The 21042-nt window shown below is 71.6% G+C and carries 18 protein-coding genes; 11 read left to right on the top strand and 7 right to left on the bottom strand.

Annotation, left to right across the window (positions count from 1 at the left end; all coding sequences use genetic code 11):
* The first annotated feature begins 3 nt into the window (after positions 1 to 3).
* The 8 genes from ACFSL2_RS18275 (at position 4) to ACFSL2_RS18240 (ending at position 8353) form a co-directional block, all read left to right on the top strand.
* Complete coding sequence (locus ACFSL2_RS18275) at positions 4 to 978, top strand: D-ribose ABC transporter substrate-binding protein (protein WP_377199204.1); 975 nt, start codon at positions 4 to 6, stop codon at positions 976 to 978.
* A 4-nt stretch (positions 979 to 982) separates the two neighbouring features.
* Positions 983 to 2746 carry a dihydroxyacetone kinase family protein gene (locus ACFSL2_RS18270; RefSeq protein WP_377199203.1) on the top strand — a complete coding sequence of 588 codons (1764 nt, stop codon included), beginning with the start codon at positions 983 to 985 and terminating at the stop codon, positions 2744 to 2746.
* Positions 2746 to 3285: a ribose-5-phosphate isomerase gene (locus tag ACFSL2_RS18265; protein ID WP_377199202.1), complete on the top strand. Its 540-nt coding sequence runs from the start codon at positions 2746 to 2748 to the stop codon at positions 3283 to 3285. Before ACFSL2_RS18270 ends, ACFSL2_RS18265 begins: the two co-directional genes overlap by 1 nt.
* A gap of 101 nt (positions 3286 to 3386) precedes the next feature.
* Positions 3387 to 4958: an FGGY-family carbohydrate kinase gene (locus ACFSL2_RS18260; RefSeq protein ID WP_377199201.1), complete on the top strand. Its 1572-nt coding sequence runs from the start codon at positions 3387 to 3389 to the stop codon at positions 4956 to 4958.
* A 5-nt stretch (positions 4959 to 4963) separates the two neighbouring features.
* Positions 4964 to 5893 carry an AraC family transcriptional regulator gene (locus ACFSL2_RS18255; RefSeq protein WP_377199200.1) on the top strand — a complete coding sequence of 310 codons (930 nt, stop codon included), beginning with the start codon at positions 4964 to 4966 and terminating at the stop codon, positions 5891 to 5893.
* An 80-nt stretch (positions 5894 to 5973) separates the two neighbouring features.
* Entirely contained in the window at positions 5974 to 6771 is a 798-nt protein-coding gene (locus tag ACFSL2_RS18250) for an amino acid ABC transporter substrate-binding protein (protein ID WP_377199199.1), read from the top strand.
* 87 nt (positions 6772 to 6858) lie between these two features.
* Positions 6859 to 7518, top strand: coding sequence for an amino acid ABC transporter permease (locus ACFSL2_RS18245; RefSeq protein WP_377199198.1), 660 nt, complete (start codon positions 6859 to 6861; stop codon positions 7516 to 7518).
* A complete protein-coding gene (locus ACFSL2_RS18240) occupies positions 7505 to 8353 on the top strand; it encodes an amino acid ABC transporter ATP-binding protein (RefSeq protein WP_377199197.1) in 849 nt (282 codons plus the stop codon). Before ACFSL2_RS18245 ends, ACFSL2_RS18240 begins: the two co-directional genes overlap by 14 nt.
* A gap of 9 nt (positions 8354 to 8362) precedes the next feature.
* On the opposite strand, the gene ACFSL2_RS18235 is transcribed toward ACFSL2_RS18240, so the two are convergent.
* The 6 genes from ACFSL2_RS18235 to ACFSL2_RS18210 all read right to left on the bottom strand — a co-directional run bounded on the left by ACFSL2_RS18235 (position 8363) and on the right by ACFSL2_RS18210 (position 14952).
* Positions 8363 to 9094, bottom strand: coding sequence for an ABC transporter ATP-binding protein (locus ACFSL2_RS18235; RefSeq protein WP_377199196.1), 732 nt, complete (start codon positions 9092 to 9094; stop codon positions 8363 to 8365).
* Positions 9091 to 10140 carry an ABC transporter substrate-binding protein gene (locus ACFSL2_RS18230; protein ID WP_377199195.1) on the bottom strand — a complete coding sequence of 350 codons (1050 nt, stop codon included), beginning with the start codon at positions 10138 to 10140 and terminating at the stop codon, positions 9091 to 9093. The genes ACFSL2_RS18235 and ACFSL2_RS18230 overlap by 4 nt, the downstream gene beginning before the upstream one ends.
* Positions 10137 to 10940, bottom strand: coding sequence for an ABC transporter permease (locus tag ACFSL2_RS18225; protein ID WP_377199194.1), 804 nt, complete (start codon positions 10938 to 10940; stop codon positions 10137 to 10139). Before ACFSL2_RS18225 ends, ACFSL2_RS18230 begins: the two co-directional genes overlap by 4 nt.
* Positions 10937 to 11230: a thiamine-binding protein gene (locus ACFSL2_RS18220; protein WP_377199193.1), complete on the bottom strand. Its 294-nt coding sequence runs from the start codon at positions 11228 to 11230 to the stop codon at positions 10937 to 10939. The genes ACFSL2_RS18225 and ACFSL2_RS18220 overlap by 4 nt, the downstream gene beginning before the upstream one ends.
* Positions 11231 to 11576: 346 nt before the next feature.
* Positions 11577 to 12557 carry a Gfo/Idh/MocA family protein gene (locus tag ACFSL2_RS18215; protein WP_377199192.1) on the bottom strand — a complete coding sequence of 327 codons (981 nt, stop codon included), beginning with the start codon at positions 12555 to 12557 and terminating at the stop codon, positions 11577 to 11579.
* 73 nt (positions 12558 to 12630) lie between these two features.
* Positions 12631 to 14952 (bottom strand): immune inhibitor A domain-containing protein, encoded by a 2322-nt coding sequence (locus tag ACFSL2_RS18210; protein WP_377199191.1) that lies wholly within the window; start codon positions 14950 to 14952, stop codon positions 12631 to 12633.
* A 249-nt stretch (positions 14953 to 15201) separates the two neighbouring features.
* On the opposite strand from ACFSL2_RS18210, the gene ACFSL2_RS18205 reads away from it, so the two are divergent.
* Positions 15202 to 16419: an MFS transporter gene (locus ACFSL2_RS18205; protein ID WP_377199190.1), complete on the top strand. Its 1218-nt coding sequence runs from the start codon at positions 15202 to 15204 to the stop codon at positions 16417 to 16419.
* Here the strand turns inward: ACFSL2_RS18205 and ACFSL2_RS18200 are convergent.
* Positions 16400 to 17008, bottom strand: a complete 609-nt coding sequence (locus ACFSL2_RS18200; RefSeq protein ID WP_377199189.1) for a septum formation family protein — start codon at positions 17006 to 17008, stop codon at positions 16400 to 16402. The two genes, ACFSL2_RS18205 and ACFSL2_RS18200, sit on opposite strands and share 20 nt — an antisense overlap.
* A gap of 279 nt (positions 17009 to 17287) precedes the next feature.
* Here ACFSL2_RS18200 and ACFSL2_RS18195 point away from each other — a divergent pair, with 279 nt between their 5' ends.
* Both ACFSL2_RS18195 and ACFSL2_RS18190 read left to right on the top strand, forming a co-directional pair.
* Positions 17288 to 18601 carry an endonuclease/exonuclease/phosphatase family protein gene (locus ACFSL2_RS18195; protein ID WP_377199188.1) on the top strand — a complete coding sequence of 438 codons (1314 nt, stop codon included), beginning with the start codon at positions 17288 to 17290 and terminating at the stop codon, positions 18599 to 18601.
* Between the two features lie 136 nt (positions 18602 to 18737).
* Complete coding sequence (locus ACFSL2_RS18190; RefSeq protein WP_377199187.1) at positions 18738 to 21041, top strand: S9 family peptidase; 2304 nt, start codon at positions 18738 to 18740, stop codon at positions 21039 to 21041.
* Position 21042 lies beyond the last annotated feature (1 nt).

Here is a 21042-nt window from a genome sequence, read left to right as displayed (position 1 = left end):
ACCATGAAGCGACTTCTCGCCGGCACCGCCGCCGCCGGGCTCGCCCTGAGCCTGTCCGCCTGCGGAGCCTCGCAGGAGACCGCCGCCGGCGCCGCCGACGGCGAAGGCGGTGGCACCATCGCCATCATCACCGTCGACCCGTCCAACCCGTACTGGAAGGCAGAGGTCGACACCGCCGAGCAGGCGGCGGCGGACCTCGGCTACGAGTCCTACACCGCCGCGCACGAGAACGACCCGGACGAGCAGAACACGCTGATCGAGACGGCCATCAACGACGACGTCGACGGCATCCTGCTCGACCCCGCGGGCGCCGACGAGTCCATCGCCGCCGTCCAGAAGGTCGTCGACGCCGAGATCCCGATCGTCCTCATCAACGCGGAGATCTCCGAGACGGGCCTCGCCTCCTCGCAGATCGTCTCCAACAACGCCCAGGGCGCCACGGTCGGTGCCGAGGCCTGGGCAGCGGCGATGGAGTACGAGGGCACGTACGTCGAGCTCTTCGGCGCACCCAGCGACAACAACGCCCAGGTCCGCTCCGACGGCTACGAGCAGGTCCTGGCCCAGTACCCCGACCTGAAGAAGGTCGGCACGGAGATCGCGAACTGGGACCGGCAGGAGGGCCAGGAGAAGATGGAGGCGCTGCTGGCGAAGAACCCTGACATCGACGGGGTCGTCGCGGGGAACGACGAGATGGCGCTCGGCGCCGTCAACGCCCTCAAGGCCAAGGGCAAGCTCGACCAGGTCAAGGTGCTCGGGTTCGACGGCAGCCAGGACGCCGTCAACGCGGTGCGGGACGGCGACCTCGTCGCGACGGTCGTCCAGCCCATCGTCGAGGGCACCACCACGGCGATGAACCAGCTGGACAGCGTGATCCGGACCGGCGAGACGGGCGTGTCCGAGGAGAAGCAGGCGCTCGACTGCGTCCTCGTCACCAAGGACAACGCCGACACCGTCCAGAACTTCGTGGTCGGCGAGTGACGCGATGACACACGTCTACAACGACCCCGACACCTTCAAGGAAGGCGTGCTGACCGGGTTCGCCGCCGCGCACCCGCGGCACGTCGAGCGGGTCCCCGACGCCTCGGGCTTCGTCCGCGCGGGCGGCCCGCTGGCGGGCAAGGTCTCGCTCGTCATCGGCGGCGGGTCGGGCCACTACCCCTCGTACAACGGCGTGGTCGGCCCCGGTTTCGCCGACGGCGCGGTGCTCGGCGACATCTTCGCGTCGCCGTCCGCCGAGCAGGTCTACCGCGTCGCCCGGGCGGCGCACGGCGGGGCGGGACTCGTCCTGGCCTTCGGCAACTATGCCGGCGACCGGCTCAACTTCGGCGTGGCGGCAGACCGGCTGCGCGCGGAGGGGGTCGACGTGCGCGTCGTCTGGGTGACCGACGACGTCGCGTCCGCCCCACCCGAGACCACGGGCGACCGCCGCGGCATCGCCGGGACCTTCACCGTCTACAAGATGGCGGGTGCCGCTGCCGAACGAGGCGACCGTCTGGACGAGGTCGAGCGGCTCATGCGGCACGCCAACGCCTCGACCTTCTCGTTCGGGGTGGCCTTCGACGGCTGCACCCTGCCCGGGGCGAGCGACGCCCTCTTCCACGTGGAACCGGGCCGGATGGACTTCGGCCTCGGCATCCACGGCGAGCCGGGGGTCAGCAGCACGGACTGGATGTCCGCCGCCGACCTGGCCGACCAGCTGGTCGAACGGGTGCTCGCCGAACGGCCGGCGTCGGCCGACGGGCGTGCCGCCGTGCTCCTCAACGGCCTGGGCGCCACCAAGTACGAGGAGCTCTACGTGCTCTGGGGCGAGGTCGCCCCACGGCTCCGTGCCGCCGGGCTCGACCTGGTCGAGCCCGAGGTGGGCGAGCTGGTCACGAGCCTCGACATGGCGGGCTGCTCGCTCACCGTGACCTGGCTCGACGACGAGCTCTCGCCGCTCTGGCGTGCGCCGGCCGACACCGCGGCGTACCGCCGCGGCGAGGCCACGACCAGCACGCTGTTCACCGAACGGGCCGTGGCCGCGGACGCGACGGTCGCGGCAGCGGAGGAGGTGGCGAGCGAGGCGTCCCGCCGGCACGCAGAGGTCGCGCAGCGGCTCGTCGCGACCCTCGCCGCCACCGTGGACGAGCACAAGGTGCGGCTCGGCGAGATCGACGCGGTCGCCGGCGACGGTGACCACGGCATCGGCATGAGCCGCGGGTCCAGGGCTGCTGCCGAGGCGGCCGTCGCGGCCGGCGTGGCCGGGGGCGGTGTCCACTCGGTGCTGCGCGCGGCGGGCACCGCGTTCGGGGACCGGGCCGGTGGCACCAGCGGGATCCTCTGGGGCCTGCTCCTCGAGACGGTCGGCCGGGACCTGGGCAATCAGGAGGCGGTCACGCTCGACCGGCTGTCCGGCGCCGTCCGGACGGGCGCCGCCCGGCTGCGGGAGTTCGGCCGCGCCGAGCCCGGCGACAAGACCATGCTCGACGCGCTCCTGCCGTTCGCGGACGAGCTCGCGCACGGGGCCGACGCCGACCTGCCGCTGGCCAAGGCCTGGCAGGCCGCCGCGGAGCTCGCCACCTCCGCCGCCGAGGCGACCGCCCCGATGGTGCCGCGTGTGGGCCGTGCCCGTCCGCTCGCCGAACGCAGCGTGGGCACCCCCGACCCGGGAGCCGTGTCGTTCGCGCTGATCGTCACCGCGATCGGTGAACAGCTCACCCAGACCAGCCCCACCACTCCCAGCCCCACCACTCCCGAGGAGTCCTGATGACCGAGCCGGAACGAACCACAGCACAGACGGCAGGGAGCACCGGCGGCGGGCTGCGCATCGCCATCGGCTGTGACGACGCAGGCGTCACCTACCGGGACACGATCAAGGCCGACCTGGAGGCCGACCCCCGGGTGGCCTCCGTGATCGACGTCGGCGTCCTGCCCGACGAGCACACCGCCTACCCGCACGTCGCGGTCTCCGCCGCACGGCTCGTGGCCGACGGGCGGGCCGACCGGGCGCTGCTCGTGTGCGGCACGGGCCTCGGCGTCGCCATCAGCGCGAACAAGGTGCCCGGCATCCGTGCCGTCACCGCGCACGACAGCTTCTCGGTCGAGCGCGCCGTGCTCAGCAACAACGCCCAGGTGCTCTGCATGGGTCAGCGCGTGGTGGGCATCGAGCTCGCACGCCGGCTCGCGAAGGAGTGGCTGGGCTACGAGTTCGACCCCGGGTCGGCGTCGGCGGCCAAGGTCGCGGCCATCGACGGGTACGAGCCCGCCGACCGCACCCGAGGACAGGAGCAACCCACGAGCTGCTGACCCGCCACCTCGGTGGAGCGCCCGACGGGGACGGTTAGGATCGACCGGGCCGGCCGGCACGGCCGGCGGACGCAGCGGTCCGACACGACTCGGGAGGGTGCATGGCCGCCTTGGTCGTGGGTGTCGACGTCGGCACCGGGAGCAGCAAGGGCGTGCTCACCACGCCGGACGGTGTCGTGCTCGCCCGGACGTCCCGCCGCCACCAGATGTCGCTGCCCCGGCCCGGTCACGCGGAGATGGACGCCGAAGCCATCTGGTGGGGCGACGTCGTCTCGATCTGTCGTGAGCTGGCCCTGCACGCGCGGGGCCGGCCGATCGCCGGGCTGTGCGTCAGCGGCATCGGCCCCTGCGTGCTGGTCACCGACGGCGACCTGACGCCGCTGCGGCCCGGGATCCTCTACGGGATCGACACCCGGGCCTCGGCGGAGATCGACGAGCTCACCGCACGGTTCGGGGCCGAGGCGATCGTCGCCCGCGCCGGCTGCGAGCTCAGCTCCCAGGCGGTCGGCCCCAAGCTGCTCTGGCTGCGCCGCCACGAGCCCGAGGTGTGGGCACGCACCCGGCGGTGGTTCGGCTCGAGCTCGTACGTCGTGGCCCGGCTGACCGGGGAGTACATCCTCGACCACCACACGGCCAGCCAGTGCGCGCCGCTCTACGACCTCCCCGCCCGGGACTGGGCGGCCGACTGGGTCGAGGAGACGCTCGGGGACCTCCAGATGCCGCGCCTGGCATGGCCGGGCGAGGTGGTCGGCACCCTGCGGGCCGACGCCGCCGCCGCGACCGGCCTGCCCGCGGGCACGCCGGTCATGGCCGGCACCGTCGACGCCTGGGCGGAGGCGTTCAGCTGCGGGGTGCGGCAACCGGGCGACCTGATGCTGATGTACGGCTCCACGATGTTCTTCGTGCAGACCGGGCGGGATCTCACGCCCTGTCCGCCGATGTGGACCACGATGAGCGTCGAGCCGGGGATGATGACCTTCGCCGGCGGGATGGGCACCTCGGGGAGCCTGCTGTCGTGGGTGCAGGAGCTCACCGGGAACGTCGACATCGCGACCCTCGCCGAGGAGGCGGCGCGCACGCCGCCGGGCTCGGAAGGCCTGCTGCTCCTGCCCTACTTCGCGGGAGAGCGCACACCGATCTTCGACCCGCACGCCCGCGGCGTCGTCGCCGGGCTGTCCCTGCGCCATCGACGCGGCCACCTGTATCGCGCCGTCTACGAGGGCATCGCCTACGGGGTGCGCCAGATCCTCGAGCTCCTCGAGGAGGCCGGCGGGCCCGCGTCCCGGGTCGTGGCCGTGGGCGGTGGGACGCGGAGCGGACCGTGGACCCAGATCGTCAGCGACGTCAGCGGGATCCGTCAGCTGGTTCCCGAGCAGACGATCGGGGCGTCCTACGGCGACGCGCTGCTCGCTGCCATCGGGTCCGGCCTCGTGCCGCCCGACACCGACTGGACCCGGATCGTCGGCGAGGTGGTGCCGAACCCCGAGAACCGGGCCGTCTACGACGAGCTCTTCGAGGCGTTCACCACGCTCTACCCCACCACGCGCGACCACGTGCACCAGCTCGCGGAGATGCAGGAGGCCGCGGGCGGGCCGGGACCGGCCCACGCGCCGGACGGAGGGCCGCGGCGGCCGGCGGCGGCCGCAGGCCGCCGGCCCTGGGACGGGACGTAGGCCACGTGTCCGCGCAGCAGCCCGCCGTGCGCCCTCTCCGTACCGTGCGCCCCGACGGCACTCCCGTGTACGGGCATCCGACCCGCCTGGGCGCGCCGCCGGTGCTGGTCACCCGGGTCGACGCCGACGCCGACCACGCGCACGTGCCGCCGGGCCACCGGCACGCGCACGACTTCCTCGTGCTCGTCTACGTCGAGCGGGGTGGTGGGACCGTCTCGCTGAACGGCCGGGACATCCCGCTGCGGGACGGTGACGTGCACGCCGTCCCGCCCGGGCAGGCGATCGACTCGGGCACGACGCTCACCGGGTTCCACCACTGCCGCGCCTGGAGCGTGGCCTTCACGCCCGACGCCGTCCCGTCGCTCGCCTCGGTGTCGCCCCTCGCCTGGGGCCACCATCCGCTCCTGGCGCTCTTCGCGCTCGCGCCGCCGCCTGCCGGGGCGAGCGCCACCGTCCCCGAGGGCGAGCGCCCGCGCTGGTCGGCGTGGCTGACGGAGCTCCACGAGGAGCTCTCGTCACCCGGCCGGCTGGGGGCCCGGGATGCGGCGGCGGCGCTGCTGACCCGGATCCTCATCGAGGCCGCGCGCCTGGCGCCGTCGGCTCCTGGCCCGCCGGACCCGTTGGTCACGCGCGTCTTCGACGAGATCGAGGCGACGTTCCGGGAACCGGTGTCGGCGGCCGACGTCGCCGGGGCGCTGGGCTACACCCCCGGCTACCTGACCACCGTGGTGCGCGAACGCACGGGCCGCACGCTGCTCGAATGGATCACCGAACGCCGGATGACCGAGGTGCGCCGGATGCTGCGCGACACCGATCTTCCGCTCGGCGTCGTGGCCGCTCAGACCGGCCTGCGTGACGCGACCTACCTGGTCCGGCGCTTCAAGGACCGGTACGGCACCACGCCCGCGCGCTGGCGGCGGAGCGAACGGGTGTGAGTTCACCTCGTATATCAGTTAGTTTTGGGTCGCGCATCGGCAATGCCGATGGGTGCCACTCATCGAACGGAGCCCTCACCATGTCCCGCAACCGCGCCTTCCTCACGGCCGCCGCAGCCTCGACTGCCCTCCTGGCTCTGACCGGTTGCGGTAGCTCGGGCGAGTCCGGCGGCGTCGGCGAGGAGCTCGGGCTCGTGTCCGGCGACACGCTCACGGTGGCCACCGAGGGCACGTACCGGCCGTTCAGCTACCACGACGAGTCGGGCGAGCTGGTGGGCTACGACGTCGAGGTGGCCGAGGCGGTCGCCGAGAACCTGGGCCTGGAGATCACGTTCCAGGAGACCCAGTGGGACGCGATCTTCGCCGGCCTGGACGCCGGCCGCTTCGACACCATCGCGAACCAGGTGTCCATCACCCCGGAGCGCGAGGCCGACTACGTGTTCTCGACGCCGTACACGGTGTCGACCGGTGTGCTCGTGGTGCCGGCGGACAACGACACCATCAAGGGCTTCGACGACCTCGACGGCAAGACGACCGCCCAGTCCCTCACGAGCAACTGGCGGGACCTCGCCGTCGAGAGCGGCGCGGAGATCGAGGCGGTCGAGGGCTGGGCCCAGGCCGTGGCGCTGCTGGAGCAGGGCCGCGTGGACGCCACGATCAACGACAGCCTCACCTACCTCGACTACGCGAACGCCGAGGATGCCTCCAGCATCAAGGTGGCGGCCGAGACCGAGGAGGAGTCGCGGTCGGCGTTCGTCGCCACGCCGGAGCGCGAGGCGCTCACCGAGGCGATCGACGGCGCGCTCGAGGAGCTCCAGGCCGACGGCACCCTTGCCGAGCTGGGCGAGAAGTACTTCGGCGAGGACGTCTCCCAGTAAGGTCCGGGGCGAGCGCTCCCCGTAGCTGATCGCGGACGGGTACCGCTGGTCGCGGCCGAGCACTGCTGAGCGCGTGGAAAGGGATACATGGACTGGCAGCTCGTCGCCGACTCGTTCTGGCCGCTCCTGCGGGGCGGCCTCACCGGGACGATTCCGCTCTCCCTCGCGTCGTTCGCGATCGGGCTGGTGCTCGCGCTCGTCGTGGCACTGCTCCGGCTGTCCCCGAACCGGCTGCTGGCGTGGCTCGGCCGCGCCTACGTGTCGCTGATCCGCGGCACGCCGCTGCTCGTCCAGCTCTTCGTCATCTTCTACGGCATGCCGTCGATAGGCATCGTCCTCGATCCGTGGCCCAGCGCGATCATCGCGTTCTCGATGAACGTGGGCGGCTACGCGGCCGAGGTGATCCGCGCGGCGATCCTGTCGGTCCCCAAGGGGCAGTGGGAGGCGGGCTGGACCGTCGGCATGTCCCCCACCCGGTCCCTGCGCCGGATCATCCTGCCGCAGGCCGCCCGGGTGTCCGTGCCGCCGCTGTCGAACACGTTCATCTCGCTGGTCAAGGACTCGTCGCTCGCCTCGCTCATCCTGGTGACCGAGCTGTTCCGCAAGGCACAGGAGATCGCCTCGTTCTCGAACGAGTTCATGACGGTCTACCTGGAGGCCGCCCTCATCTACTGGATGTTCTGCACAGTGCTCTCGGCCGGGCAGAACGCGCTCGAGAAGAGGCTGGACCGATATGTCGCCCACTGACCGTCATGACCGCACCGACCGCCCGGGGTCCGGGAGCCTGCTGACCGCGCGGGGTATCCAGAAGTCGTTCGGCACCAACCACGTGCTGCGCGGGGTGGACCTCGAGGTCCAGCCCGGCGAGGTGGTCGCACTGATCGGCCCGTCCGGGAGCGGCAAGACGACGGTGCTGCGCTCGCTCAACGGGCTCGAGACGCCGGATGCCGGGGTGCTGGAGCTCGACGGCGGCCCTGTGGTCGACTTCGGGGCGCAGGCCGCCGCCCGGGCCGGCGGCTGGGCGCACCGGCGCGCCGGCGTGCGGCGGGCGAAGGTGGAGCGCGCGGCCCTGCGCGACCGGTCGGCGATGGTGTTCCAGCACCACAACCTGTTCCCGCACCGCACCGTGCTGGACAACGTGATCGAGGGGCCCACGCAGGTCAAGCGGATCCCCCGCGCGACCGCGATCGGCCGCGCCGAGGAGCTCCTGGCGCGGGTCGGCCTCGCTGACAAGCGCGACGCCTACCCGCACGAGCTGTCCGGCGGCCAGCAGCAGCGCGTCGGCATCGTCCGTGCGCTCGCCCTCGGGCCCGACCTCCTGCTGTTCGACGAGCCGACGTCGGCCCTGGACCCCGAGCTCGTCGGTGAGGTGCTGAGCGTCATGAAGGAGCTCGCCGACGAGGGCTGGACCATGGTCGTGGTGACGCACGAGCTGCAGTTCGCGCGACAGGTGGCGGACGAGGTGCTGTTCCTCGACGGCGGCGTGGTGGTCGAGCGGGGCGCGCCGGCGCAGATGTTCTCCCAGCCGGCCGAGGAGCGGACGCGCCGCTTCCTCGACCGGATCCTGCACCCGCTCGACTGACGCCCGGCGTCAGTACTCGAGCGCGGTCAGCACCTTCTCGCGGCTCGGGGCCGCGGCGTCCAGCACCACCCGGCCGGGTCGGGCGCCGAGCACGATCACGCGGTCGGCCAGGGCGAGCGCCTCGTCGACGTCGTGCGTCACGAGCACCACCGCGCGCTGCCCGGTGGTCGTGCTCGCCGCGGTGGCCGTGCCCGCCGTGGTGGCCAGGCCCACGCCTGCCAGCCATTCGTTCATGCGCCGCCGGGTGATCGGGTCCAGCGCGCCGAACGGCTCGTCGAGCAGCAGCACCGGCCGGCCGGCAAGGCAGGTCCGTAGCAGCGCGAGCCGCTGGCGCATGCCGCCCGACAGCTCGTGCGGCCACGCCCGCTCGAAGCCGCCGAGGCCGAACGTCTCGAACAGCTCGGCGGCACGCGCCTCGGCGTCGGGCCGTGGCACCCGGGCGATCCGCGCCCCGAGCAGCGCGTTGGACCAGGCCCGACGCCACGGCAGCAGGCCGTCCCGCTGCGGCATCCACGCGGTGGCCGGCCCGCCGCCGGGCAGGGTGGGGACGCTCAGCGTGCCGGAGACCGCCGCGCTCGGCGGCAGCATGCCGCCGAGCGCACGCAGCAGCGTCGACTTGCCACACCCCGACGGGCCGACCACGGCGACGAACTCCCCGTCGGCCACCGCGAGGTCCACCTCGTCCAGGGCGGCGACGGCACCGAACCGGACGCTCAGCCCGTGCGCGGCGAGCACGCTCACGGCCGTCCGGCCGACCCGGCGGGCAGGAACTCGTCGGTCCAGGCGGCGTCGGTGTCGAAGCCCGGCTCGGTCAGGCCCTCGTCCTCGAGGAACGAGACGAACCCGTCCCACACCTCGGCATCCTGGGTGCCCCACTCGCCCGACGTGTACCGCGGGCCCAGCCACCGCGCGCTCGCCGTGACCAGCTCGGGATCGAGCTCGGGTGCCGCGTCCAGGAGCACGCGCGCCGCCCGGTCGGGGTCGGCCGCCGCCTCGTCGTACCCGCGCGCCAGCGCCGCCAGGAAGCCCCTGGCGACGTCCGGCTCGTCGTCGAGCAGAGCTCGTGACGTCGCGACCAGGGGCGTGTACCAGTCGGGGATGCAGTCGAAGTGGTCACGGAACGCGATGGTGTCGACGTCCAGACCGTCCACCTCACCGAGGCGGATCGTGTCCCAGGCGTCGAACACCCAGGCGGCGTCGAACTGGTCCTCCGTGAGCCCGATCCGGAAGTCGTCGCTGACCAGCGGCGCGAACTCGACCTGGGCAGGGTCGCCGCCGTCGCACTCCACGAGCTTGCTGATCAGGGCCTTCTCCAGGCCGGACTCGTAGGACCCGTACCGCTTGCCCTCGAGGTCGCGAGGGCGGGTGATGCCGTCGTCGGACAGGCTGATCAGGGACGACGTGTTGTGCTCGATGACCGTGGCGACCGAGACCACGTCGGCCCCCGCGGCCCGCGCCGGGACCAGGCCCTCCGCGACGGAGTAGGCGAAGTCGGCCTGGCCGGCCGCGACGAGCTGCAGCCCGGACGTCTCGCCGGGCTCGACGATCTCGACGTCGAGGCCCTCCTCCGCGAACCAGCCCTCGGCCTGGGCCAGGTAGAGGCCGGAGTGGTTCGTGTTGGGCGTCCAGTCGAGCACGACGGTGACCTGGCGGGGGCCACCGATGTCCTCGTCGTCGACGACGAACTGCGGGTCGTTCGGGAGGCTGGGGCCGCACCCCGCAAGGGTCAGCGGCGCGACGACCGCGAGGGCCACCGCACGGACGAGGGAGGTCGGGGAGAACTTCATGATTTTCCTCTCTGCCACGGCGTCGCCACGCGGGTGAGCACGGCGACGAGGGCGAAGAACAGGCCGGACAGGAGCGCGATCAGGACCACGCCCACGAAGATCTGGTCCACGGCGTAGGCCTTGCGGGACCGCTGCACGAACACGCCGAGGCCGGACTGTCCGGCGAGATACTCGGCGACCACGGCCGCACCGACCGCATAGGTCGCGGCGACCCGGAGGCCCGCGAGCGCCCCCGGGACCGACGCCGGCAGCCGGACCAGCAGGAACTGGTCCAGACGGGTGCCGCCGAGGCCGGCCACCATGTCGGAGTGCTCGGCGTCGACGGCGCGCATGGCGCTCACCGCCGAGACGAGCACGGGGAAGAACACGGTGAGCGCGACCAGCACGATCTTGGGCAGCAGTCCGAAACCCGCCCACAGGATCATCAGGGGCGCGAGCACCACGACGGGCACCGTTTGCGTGAGCACGACCAGGGGATATACGGCGTCGCCGGTCACGCGTGAGGCCGTGATCAGGATGCTCAGGAGCAGGCCGGCCACGGCGCCGAGCACGAGCCCGGCCACTGCTTCGGTGAGCGTCGTCGCGACGTGCGGGCCGAGCAGTGGCGCCACCTCGACGGCAGTCCGAGCCACCTGGGACGGCGCGGGCAGCACGAACTCGGGTACGCCGGTCAGGCGGACCCACGCCTCCCAGGTTCCGAGGAGCACCAGCACGGTCAGGAGCGGGGCGACGATGCGCCCCGCCCGCCCGCGCTCGGCCCCGTGCCGCCGCGGACGCGGGACGCGGAGCCGCAGGCTCACGCCCGGAACTTGGTGACGAGATCGGCGATGGTGGGCCCGGCGTCGTCGGCGCCCTCGCTGACCTTGATGTTGGACTGGACGCCGTCGGCGCCCGCGGCGATCGTCGCCTCGTGGACGGCACGCAGGAGCGCCCACACCTCGTCGGGGCTGCCCTGGACGAACGTGCCCATGGCGCCCACCTCGTAGGTGAGCCCGGACTCCTGGATCACGGCGATGGCGGCGTCGACGTGCGCGTACTTGTCGTCGGGGGTACCGCTGGGGCGGGGAGAGACCTGGATCTCGGCGAGCATGTGCGACCTCCGTGGGCATGCCGGAGGTCGCCGGTCCCGACAGGGGGCGCCGTCGCATCCCGTTCCGGGACTGCCTCGACCGAACGCCCGTGCCGCCAGGCACGTCCTTCCGCTGGCATTACCCAGTTCAAGTGATCGGGTCGACGGCGTCGGGCACGGATGCCCAGGTCGTCCTCTCAGCCCGGCTACCCCGAGCTCCCCGCGTTGGCGGACATACCGTACCTTCCCCGCCCGCCCCCCAAAAACCCGCCTGCAGAGTTGCTTGCGGCCGCCGGCGACTGCAGACCTGGTTGCGGCTGAGCGCCGTCCAACCGCAGCCAGGTCTGCACGCGCCGAGCGGGGCTCGTTACTCGTTCGGGTAGGTCAGGCCGATCTGGGCGCGGATCTCGTCCAGCGTGGCCATGATCGCTACCGTCTCGGCGCGGGGCAGCAGCGGGCTGTCCAGCTCGCCGGCGGCCACCAGGCGCTCTGCCTCGGCGGCCTGGAAGTGCATGCCGCGGCCGGTCACCTCGGTGGTGAAGGTCTCGGTCTCGGTGCCCGCGGCGTCGTACACGTGAACCGTCGCCGGGTTGTACCAGACGGCGTCGATCTCGATGCGGCCCTCGGTGCCCAGGATCGAGGCCCGGTTGGGACCCTTCGTGTCCGAGGCCGAGACCGTCGTCGCGACCCGGGCGCCGTCGTACCCGAAGATCGTGGCGATGGTCGCGTCCGCGCCGGTCTCCTTGAACGTCGCGTGCGACTGCACGGTGAGCGGCTCGCCGAACACGTCCCACGCGAACGAGACCGGGTAGATGCCCAGGTCAAGCAGGGAGCCACCGCCCAGGGCCAGGTCGTTGATGCGGTGGGCGGGGTCGTCGGGCAGGTCCTGGGTGTGGTCCACCATCAAGGTCCGCACCTCGCCGAGCACGCCCGAGGCGATGATCTCGCGCACGCGCGCCATGTGCGGCAGGAACCTGGTCCACATGGCCTCCAGCGCCACGAGGCCCTTCTGCTCGGACAGCTCCGCGATCTCGCGCGCCTCGGCGGCGTTCAGCGTGAACGGCTTCTCGACCAGGACGTGCTTGCCGGCCTCCAGCACGAGCTTCGCGGCCGCAACGTGCATCGGGTGGGGTGTGGCCACGTAGATGATGTCGACCTCGGGGTCGTTCACGAGGTTCTCGTACGAGCCGTGCGCCGTCGGGATGCCGAAGCGCTGCGCGAAGTCCTGCGCCTTCTCCAGCGATCGTGACCCCACCGCCTGCACGGTGAAGCCGTTGTCGTTCAGGTCTGATGTGAAGGCCGAGGCGATCCCGCCGGCCCCCAGGATTCCCCATCGCAGGTGTGTCATGCGCCCGAGCGTAGTGCCCACGCCGAGGTAGAACCGTGGTGAGACGGTTCTACCTCGGCGCGCTGCTAAGGGGTCAGTTGACCTGGATGGTCATCTTGCCCCGGCGGGTGTCCTGGCTCAGGACCTTGATGGTGGTGCCCGTGGCGCCGACCTTCACGGAGTGGCCCGGGTTGCTCTCGTCCCAGTACGCGTTCGCGTCGGTGTCGTCGAACGTCGACACCGGCTTCTGCTTGCGCTGGAACAGGGTGGTCATCTCCGTCTCCGACACCTCGCGGTGCAGCGAGATCTTGTCGGTCCGGTCCAGGCCGAACGTCGAGTCGAACGACTGGATCCGGTTGCGGGCGATCGTGCCGTCCGACCAGGTCAGGGCCTCCGGCCGGGCGTCGACCGGCAGCGCCTGGCCGCCACCCGCGTGCTGCGACGTGTTGTTGTCGCCGTACAGGCTGTTCACGTACCAGATCAGCAGGCCGTCCTGGTACGGGAAGTGCTCCACCCGGTCGCTGTTGCTGAAGCCCCAGCCGAAGTTGTACGGGCCCTCCTTGAGCGTCGCGTCGTACCCGCCGTACACGCGGTTCTCCGCCACGTAGTAGTGCTGCTTCGCCTTCTCGTAGGAACCGTCGGTGCCCACGACCACGAAGCCGTCGGTGGCCCACTCGGTGATGTCGGCAACCGGGGCGTCACCGACGGTGACGGCGTCGACGCTGATCCCCAGCTCGTTGACTCCACCATCGGACTGGTAGCGGAACCGCAGCTGCGCGTCCTGACCCGCGTACTCCGAGAGGTCGGCGGTGAGGTCGACCCAGGCGCCGCCGGAGGAGCCGTCGATACCGCCACCGGGGTTGGTGTCGCTCGCCGCGGAGGAGAGGTTGGTCTCGAGCGCCGTCCACGACGAACCGCCGTCGACCGAGATCTCGGCGTACGCGTAGTCGTAGCCGACCTCGATCTCGTAGTTCGCCTTCGCCGCGAGCGAGGCACCGGCCGGGACCACGAACGACGGCGAGGTGACCGTGTTGTTCAAGCCGTTGGCCGAGTCCGAGTACACGTACTCGCCGTCGAACGGGTCGACGACCGGGACGGTCTCCGTGCCGTCCGGCAGGTTCACGATCGCGGCCTGCGCACGCGTCGTGGCGTGGAACGAGGGGCCGAGGTTCACCTTCTCGGTAGCACCCGGCTCCACCGTCTCGTAGTCGAGCCAGCCCAGGAAGAGCTTCTCGGTGGCGCCCATGTGGTTGGGCGTGGTGCCGATGGTGCCGTCGCCGTGACCCAGCCACGAGCCGGAGCTCATGAGGTTCCAGAAGCCGGTGCCGTTCTCGCCACCGTTGGTGTCGTAGTAGTCCGGCAGACCGAGGTCGTGCCCGAACTCGTGCGCGAAGACGCCGAGGCCACCGTTCTCCGGCTCCGTCGTGTAGTCACGGATCCAGATGTCGGAGTCACCGATCTTGATGCCGCCGAGCTTCGGGAAGTCGGCCGGGCCGTCAGACCCGAGACCGCCCTGGTTGACCGACCAGCGGTGCGACCAGATGGCCCACGGCGGCGCCCCGGCCTCCTCGCCCTCGCCGGCGTGGATCGCCTGGAAGTGGTCGATGTAGCCGTCGGCCTCGGACGTGATGCCGTCGCCGTCCATGTCGTAGCGGTCCCAGACGTCGAACGACTTCAGGTACGCGTCGATCTCCTCGGCGCTCTTGCCCGCCGCTACCTGCTGCTCGTACCAGGCGTTCGCGGCGTCCTGGATGTACGCCGTCATACCGGCGCCGGTCTCCGCACCGTCGAGAACGCCGTCACCGTTACCGTCACCGTCACCGTAATAGGCTTCCCGGTGCGGCACGGAGACCCAGTCGGACACGTCGCCCTGCAGGTCGAACCGGCCCGACGACATCTCGTCGTACACACCGGCGAACGACTCCCCGTTCTGGTCCTCCAGGCCGGTGAAGAACATCTCCTTGTAGTGCTCGCGAGAGAAGTCGGGCTCCCAGTAGGTGGAGCTGTCGTCCTCGGCCGGCTCAGGGATCTCGTTGTGCAGCGGGCCGGCAGGGGCGTCGGTGTTGGCACCACCGTCGCCGTCGCCGAACTCGACGAGGATGCTGAACAGCTGCGCCGTCTCCTCGACGCCGTACTGCACGTACTCACGCGGGGCGATCTCCACGACCTTCGAGGCGCGCGACCCCTTGCCGCGGGTCTCGACCTTGGCCTCTCCGGTCGCGACCAGGTCGACGGCGGTCTGCCGCTTCGCGATCTGCTTCTCGGCGAGGGCGTCGGGACGGTTGTCCTCCTTGGCCGGCGCCGCCTGTGGCGGTGCTTCCTCGGCATGGGGTGCTGCCGAGGCGGTGATCGGCACTACGGCGGTGGAGAGCAGCAGAGCGGCTCCCGCGCCGACGGCACAGATACGTCGGTTCATCTTTCCTCCGTGAAGAGAGCTGCGTCCGGGACGAGGAGGTGATTCGGGTCACCGGACCTACCGGGACACCAATGTCCCTGGAGGAGGAAAGCAGGGAAATATTACGACAATGTTGCCTACGACACATATCCCGGTCATGACGTAGAGCGGACACGGCGCGATAGAATCGATTCGAGGCCACGTACGTCCGTCGTACCCGCCGGCCGTTCGTCGTCCGGGTGACAGCCTGCCGACCCGCCGGAGAACAGCATGGACGCGACCACGACCGCCACCGCAGCGAGCTTTGCCGCGCCTCCCGTGAACCAGCGGCGGGCGATCGTCGCGCTCCTCGCGCTCTCCGTCAGCGCCTTCACCTTTGTCACCGCCGAGAACCTCCCGGGCGGCCTGCTCACCCTCATCGCCCCCGACCTGGGCCGCAGCACGTCCGAGATCGGGCTGCTCGTCTCGGTGTACGCCGCCGTCGTCGTGCTGACATCGTGGCCGCTCTCGCGCCTCACCCGCCGGTTCCCGCGCCGCTACGTGCTGGCGGCGACCACCGCGGTGTGCACCGTCGGCACGCTCTGGTCGGCGGTCGCCATCGGCTACGCGGACCTGATGGTCGCGCGCATGGTCACGGCACTGGGACAGGCGCTGTTCTGGTCGGTCGTCACCCCGGCCGCCGCCAGCCTGTTCGCCCCCGCCGTCCGCGGAAAGATGATCGCGCGGCTCGCCATCGGCAACTCGCTCGCACCGCTGCTCGGCGTGCCGCTCGGCACCTGGATCGGGCAGCAGACCAGCTGGCGCACCGCCTTCCTGGCGTTCTCCGTGGTGAGCCTCGTCGCGTGCATCACCATGGCGATCGCGATGCCGGACGTCGACGCCGAGCAGAGCGGCACGGCCGTCGGCACGCACCCGAGCATGCGCCGGTTCCTGGTGCTCATGGCCGTCACCGCCCTGCTCGTGACCGGCGGTTTCATGATGATCACGTTCGTCACCCAGTTCCTGCTGGAGACGGCGGGCTTCCCCGACCGGTACCTCAGCGCACTGCTGCTGTGCCAGGGCGCCGCCGGCCTGGCGGGAACCCTGCTGATCGGCCAGGTGCTCGACAAGCGGCCGTGGCAGACGGTGCTCGTGGCGCTCGGCCTGCTGACCAGCGCGCTGCTCCTGCTCTGGGGGCTCGGTCACACCCCGGCCCTCGCCCTGGTCGGGCTGGCCCTGTTCGGGCTCGCGTTCAGCGCGATCCCGCCCGCCCTGTCGTTCCTGTCCATGCAGGTCGCCCCGGGCGCCACCGAGTCGGCGACCGCGATCTCGAGCTCGGTGTTCAACATCGGGATCGGCAGCGGGTCGGCGCTCGGGGCGCTCGTGGTGGCCACGGTCGGCGTCAGCACGGTGCCCCTGGTCGGGGCCGCGTTCGTGCTGGCCGCCCTGGCGGTTCTCGCGATCGACCTGTGGGCGACCGCGCGACGCGCTACTGCTTTGCGTCCTTGAGGGTTCCCGTCACTGGCTCCTCCGAGCTGACGATGCACTGCAGCGTGCGGTCGTCCAGCTGCTCCCAGCTGTCCTTCGTCGGGAAGAAGCCGGTGTAGCCGTACACCGACTCGTCGTAGGAGATGCCGACGAACTTCTCGAACTCGGCGTAGCACCAGTTCTCGAACTTCTTCGCCATCCCCTTCGCGCCCGGGAACTTGTCGGTCTCCATGACGAGCTCCGCGTAGACCTCGCCGGTGTGCGGCTCGGCGCACGGCACCACCGGCACGGACTCGACCTCGTAGTCCTCGCCCTCGGCGTGATCGGCATAGCCGTCCAGCGCCCCGAGGTCGATGCAGTCGCCCGCCAGGATCTCGAAGGCGTCCGCCTCCGCTGATGCGGTGATCTCGCCGCCCGGCTCGTCCCGCGGGGGATCGCCGCCCGACAGCAGATCGTCGAACGCCGTACCGCAGCCCGTGAGCATCGTCAGGGAGACGGTCGCGGCGGCTGCGATCGCCGACAGCCGGGCCGCGCCACCGGAAGTCCGCCGCTCGGACATCCGGCCCGCACGGCTGACGGCGTCGCGGGCGGAACGGAAAGTGCGCTTCATCGACTCTTCCTCGGAGATCTGCACGACGACGGACGTCGACGCCACGGCCTTCAGCCCGCCCCGGAAAACTATCGTCACCGACCCCCGCCCCGCGCGCCGACCTGCAACGATTGGATCACGGCCTCTCATCGGCCGTGCCGTGCTCGGGTCGCCGGGCTGTTCATCCACCGTTCACCTCTGCGCACCGACTCCGCTCTACCGTGACTGCTGCGGAACGCCCGCAGCACAACCACCGCACGGCTCCCGTGGCATCCACGGTCCGGCGAAGAAGGAGCAGTCATGCGAGCCAGTACCCCCGCACGCCTGACCGGCGCGGCCGCGGCAACAGCCCTGCTGGCCGGGGCTTTCCTCGCCTCGGCAGGCACCGCGTCGGCAGCAGGCACCGCCTCGGCGGGTGCGCCGTCGACGGACGGACCGTCGGCCGGTGCCTCGTCCGGTCCCGGCCGGCCCGACGCCGGGCACCGGACCCTGCGCGCCGCCACCTACAACCTGTCGCTCAACCGCGCGGAGGAGGGCGAGCTCGTCGCCGACCTGTCCACGGGCGACGACGCCCAGGCGGCGACGGTGGCCGAGGTGATCCAGCACGCGAACCCCGACGTGGTACTCCTCAACGAGTTCGACTACTCCGGGGACGCCGACCCGTACGCCGCCGCGGACCTGTTCCGCGAGAACTACCTCGAGGTGCCGCAGGGCACCGGTGATCCGGTGGAGTACCCGTACGCGTTCGTCGCGCCGTCGAACACGGGGATCCCGAGCGGGTTCGACCTGAACGACGACGGCACGGTCGGCGGGGGCGACGACGCGCTCGGCTTCGGTCTCTTCCCGGGGCAGTACGGCATGGTCGTGCTGTCGAAGTACCCGATCCAGCACGACCGGGTGCGCACCTTCCAGGACTTCCGGTGGCAGGACATGCCGGGCGCGCTCCTGCCGGACGACCCCGCCACCGAGGCGCCGGCCGACTGGTACTCGGCCGAGGAGCTGGCGGTGCTGCCCTTGTCGAGCAAGTCGCACTGGGACGTCCCGGTCCGCGTGGGCCACAAGACGGTGCACGTGCTCGCAGCGCACCCCACACCGCCGTCGTTCGACGGCGTGGAGGACCGCAACGGACTGCGCAACCACGACGAGATCCGGTTCTGGGCGGACTACGTGCGCGGTGGCCGCGCCGCTCGGTACCAGTACGACGACGAGGGGCGCCGGGGCGGGCTGCGCCCTGGCTCGTCGTTCGTGATCCTGGGCGACTACAACGCCGACCCCCTCGACGGTGACTCCGTGGACACGGCGATCGACCAGCTGCTGCGGCACCCGCGGATCATCGACCCGCAGCCGACGTCGGCGGGCGGCCCCGAGGCGTCCGCGCTGCAGGCGGGGGCGAACCTCGACCACCTGGGCGACGCGGCGCTGGACACCGCGGACTTCGCCGACTCGGCGCCGGGCAACCTGCGCGTGGACTACGTGCTGCCGTCGCGCGACCTGCGCGTCCGGGACGCCGGTGTGTTCTGGCCGGCCGCTGCCGACCCGCTGTCCCGGCTCACGGGTGCGTACCCGTTCCCGAGCAGCGACCACCGTCTGGTCTGGGCCGACCTCAAGCGCTGAGGACGCCGCGCCCGACTGCTCCGAGATAGAGCCGCAGCGAGGTGGACGAGGTAGAACCGCGGCACGCGCTGCGGTTCTACCTCGCCACAGCTCAGCTTCTGCAGCCGGGGCTGCTCCACGCCGATAGGCTTGCGCGGTGTCCGACGCACCGACTCCCCCAGCGACCGAACCCTCCACCGCAGAGTCCCCCCGGACAGCCCGCCGTCCGAGCGAGCGAACGTTCCACGGCGACACCTTTACCGACGACTACGAGTGGCTCCGCCGCAAGGACGACCCCGAGGTCGTCGCGCACCTCGAGGCTCAGAACGCGTGGACCCTGGCCCGCCAGGAGCACCTGGCGCCACTCCGGCAGACGCTGTTCGACGAGATCAAGGGCCGCACCCTCGAGACGGACCTCTCGGTGCCGTCGCGCGACGGCGCCTGGTGGTACTACGCCCGCACGGTCGAGGGCCAGCAGTACCCGATCCACGCGCGCTACCCCGCCGCCGGACCCGACGACTGGACGCCCCGCGTGCTCGAGCCCGGTACGCCGGTACCGGGTGAGCAGGTGCTGCTGGACCAGAACGCCGAGGCGGACGGCCACGGCTTCTTCGCGCTCGGCTCGCTCGACGTGTCCGACGACGGCGCCCGGCTGCTCCACGCCGCCGACACCGCGGGCGACGAGCGCTACACCCTGCGCGTCCGCGACCTGGCGACGGGTGCCGACCTCCAGGACGAGGTACGGGACACCGCGCCCGGCGCGCTCTTCGCCCCCGACGGCGAGCACATCTTCTACCTCACCGTCGACGAGGCCTGGCGCCCGTGGCGGGTCTGGCGCCACCGCCTCGGCACCCCGGCGTCCGACGACGTGCTCGTGTTCGAGGAGCCGGACGAGCGGTACTGGGTCGGCGTCGGGCTCTCGCGGTCGAAGAAGTACCTGCAGATCGAGCTCGGCTCCAAGGTGACGAGCGAGTCGTGGCTGCTGGAGGCCGACGATCCGACGGGTGAGTTCCGGATCGTGTGGCCGCGTCGCGAGGGCGTCGAGTACACGGTGGAACATGCGGTGCTGCCGCCCGCACTGGTCGACCTGCCGCCGGCGCAGGAGGCCCCCGCCGAGACCGCGGCGTCGACGGGCTCTGCCCGCGACGTCCTGCTGATCCTGCACAACAACGACGCGCTGAACTTCGAGCTCGTCTGGTCGCCCGTTCCCGCACCCGGTACGACGGTCGGCCCGGAAGCGGCGACCGTCGTCGTGCCGCACGATGCGGGCGTACGGCTGGAAGGCGTGAGCGCGAGCGAGCGCTACCTGGTCCTCTACTACCGCCGCGAGGCGATCTCCCGCTCGGCCGTGCTGTCCCTCGTCGAGCCCGACCAGAGCGGTGAGCCCGCCGCGAGCGGACCCCGGTCGGCCTGGGCGTTCCAGGAGATCTCGTTCGGTCAGCCGCTGGAATCGGTCGGCGCGGGCGTGGGCGTGTGGGAGCAGCCCAACCTCAAGGCCGGCTACACGTCCTTCGTGACCCCGCAGTCGCTCTACCTGTACGACGTCGCCTCCGGCGAGCGCACCCTGCTCAAGCAGCAGCCGGTGCTCGGCGGCTACGACCCGGACGACTACGACCAGCGCCGGGAGTGGGCAGTAGCCGAGGACGGGACCCGGATCCCGGTCTCGCTGGTCTGGCGCAAGGACGCCGTGCGGTTCGAGCGCTCGGCGGGCGCTGCGGGCTCGACCACGGGCGCGCCGGACGAGCCGGCACCGTTGCTCCTGTACGGGTACGGCGCCTACGAGTTCTCGATCGACCCGTACTTCTCGGTGCCGCGGCTGAGCCTGCTCGACCGTGGCGTCGTCTTCGCCGTCGCCCACGTGCGCGGCGGTGGCGAGATGGGCCGCGCCTGGTACGACGACGGCAAGCTCGCCGCCAAGCACAACACCTTCACCGACTACGTCGCGTGTGGCCGGCACCTGGTCGACTCCGGGTGGACCGCGTCCGACCGCCTGGTGGCCGACGGCGGCAGCGCCGGCGGGCTGCTCGTCGGGGCGGCCACCAACCTGGCCCCCGAGCTGTTCGCCGGAGTGCTGGCCGGGGTGCCGTTCGTGGACGCGCTCACGTCGATGCTCGACCCGACCCTCCCCCTGACCGTCACCGAGTGGGACGAGTGGGGCGACCCGCTGCACGACCCCGAGGTGTACCGGTACATGCGCTCGTACTCGCCGTACGAGAACGTGCCCGACGACGCCTCGCACTACCCCAGGATCCTGGCGACGACGAGCTTCAACGACACCCGCGTGCTGTACGTGGAGCCGGCGAAGTGGGTGGCCAGGCTGCAGGCGGCGGGTGCTCCGGCGATGCTCAAGATCGAGATGTCGGCGGGGCACGGCGGCGTCTCGGGCCGCTATTCCGCGTGGGAGCAGGTCGCGTTCGAGCACGCGTGGGTGCTGGACGTGCTGGGTCTCGCCGACCACTGAC

Origin of the sequence: Promicromonospora aerolata, from assembly GCF_042682255.1 — a bacterium.
Taxonomy (GTDB): Bacteria; Actinomycetota; Actinomycetes; order Actinomycetales; family Cellulomonadaceae; genus Promicromonospora; species Promicromonospora aerolata.
Note: the sequence above shows the minus strand (reverse complement) of the source record. Positions and strands in the feature narration are given on the sequence as shown.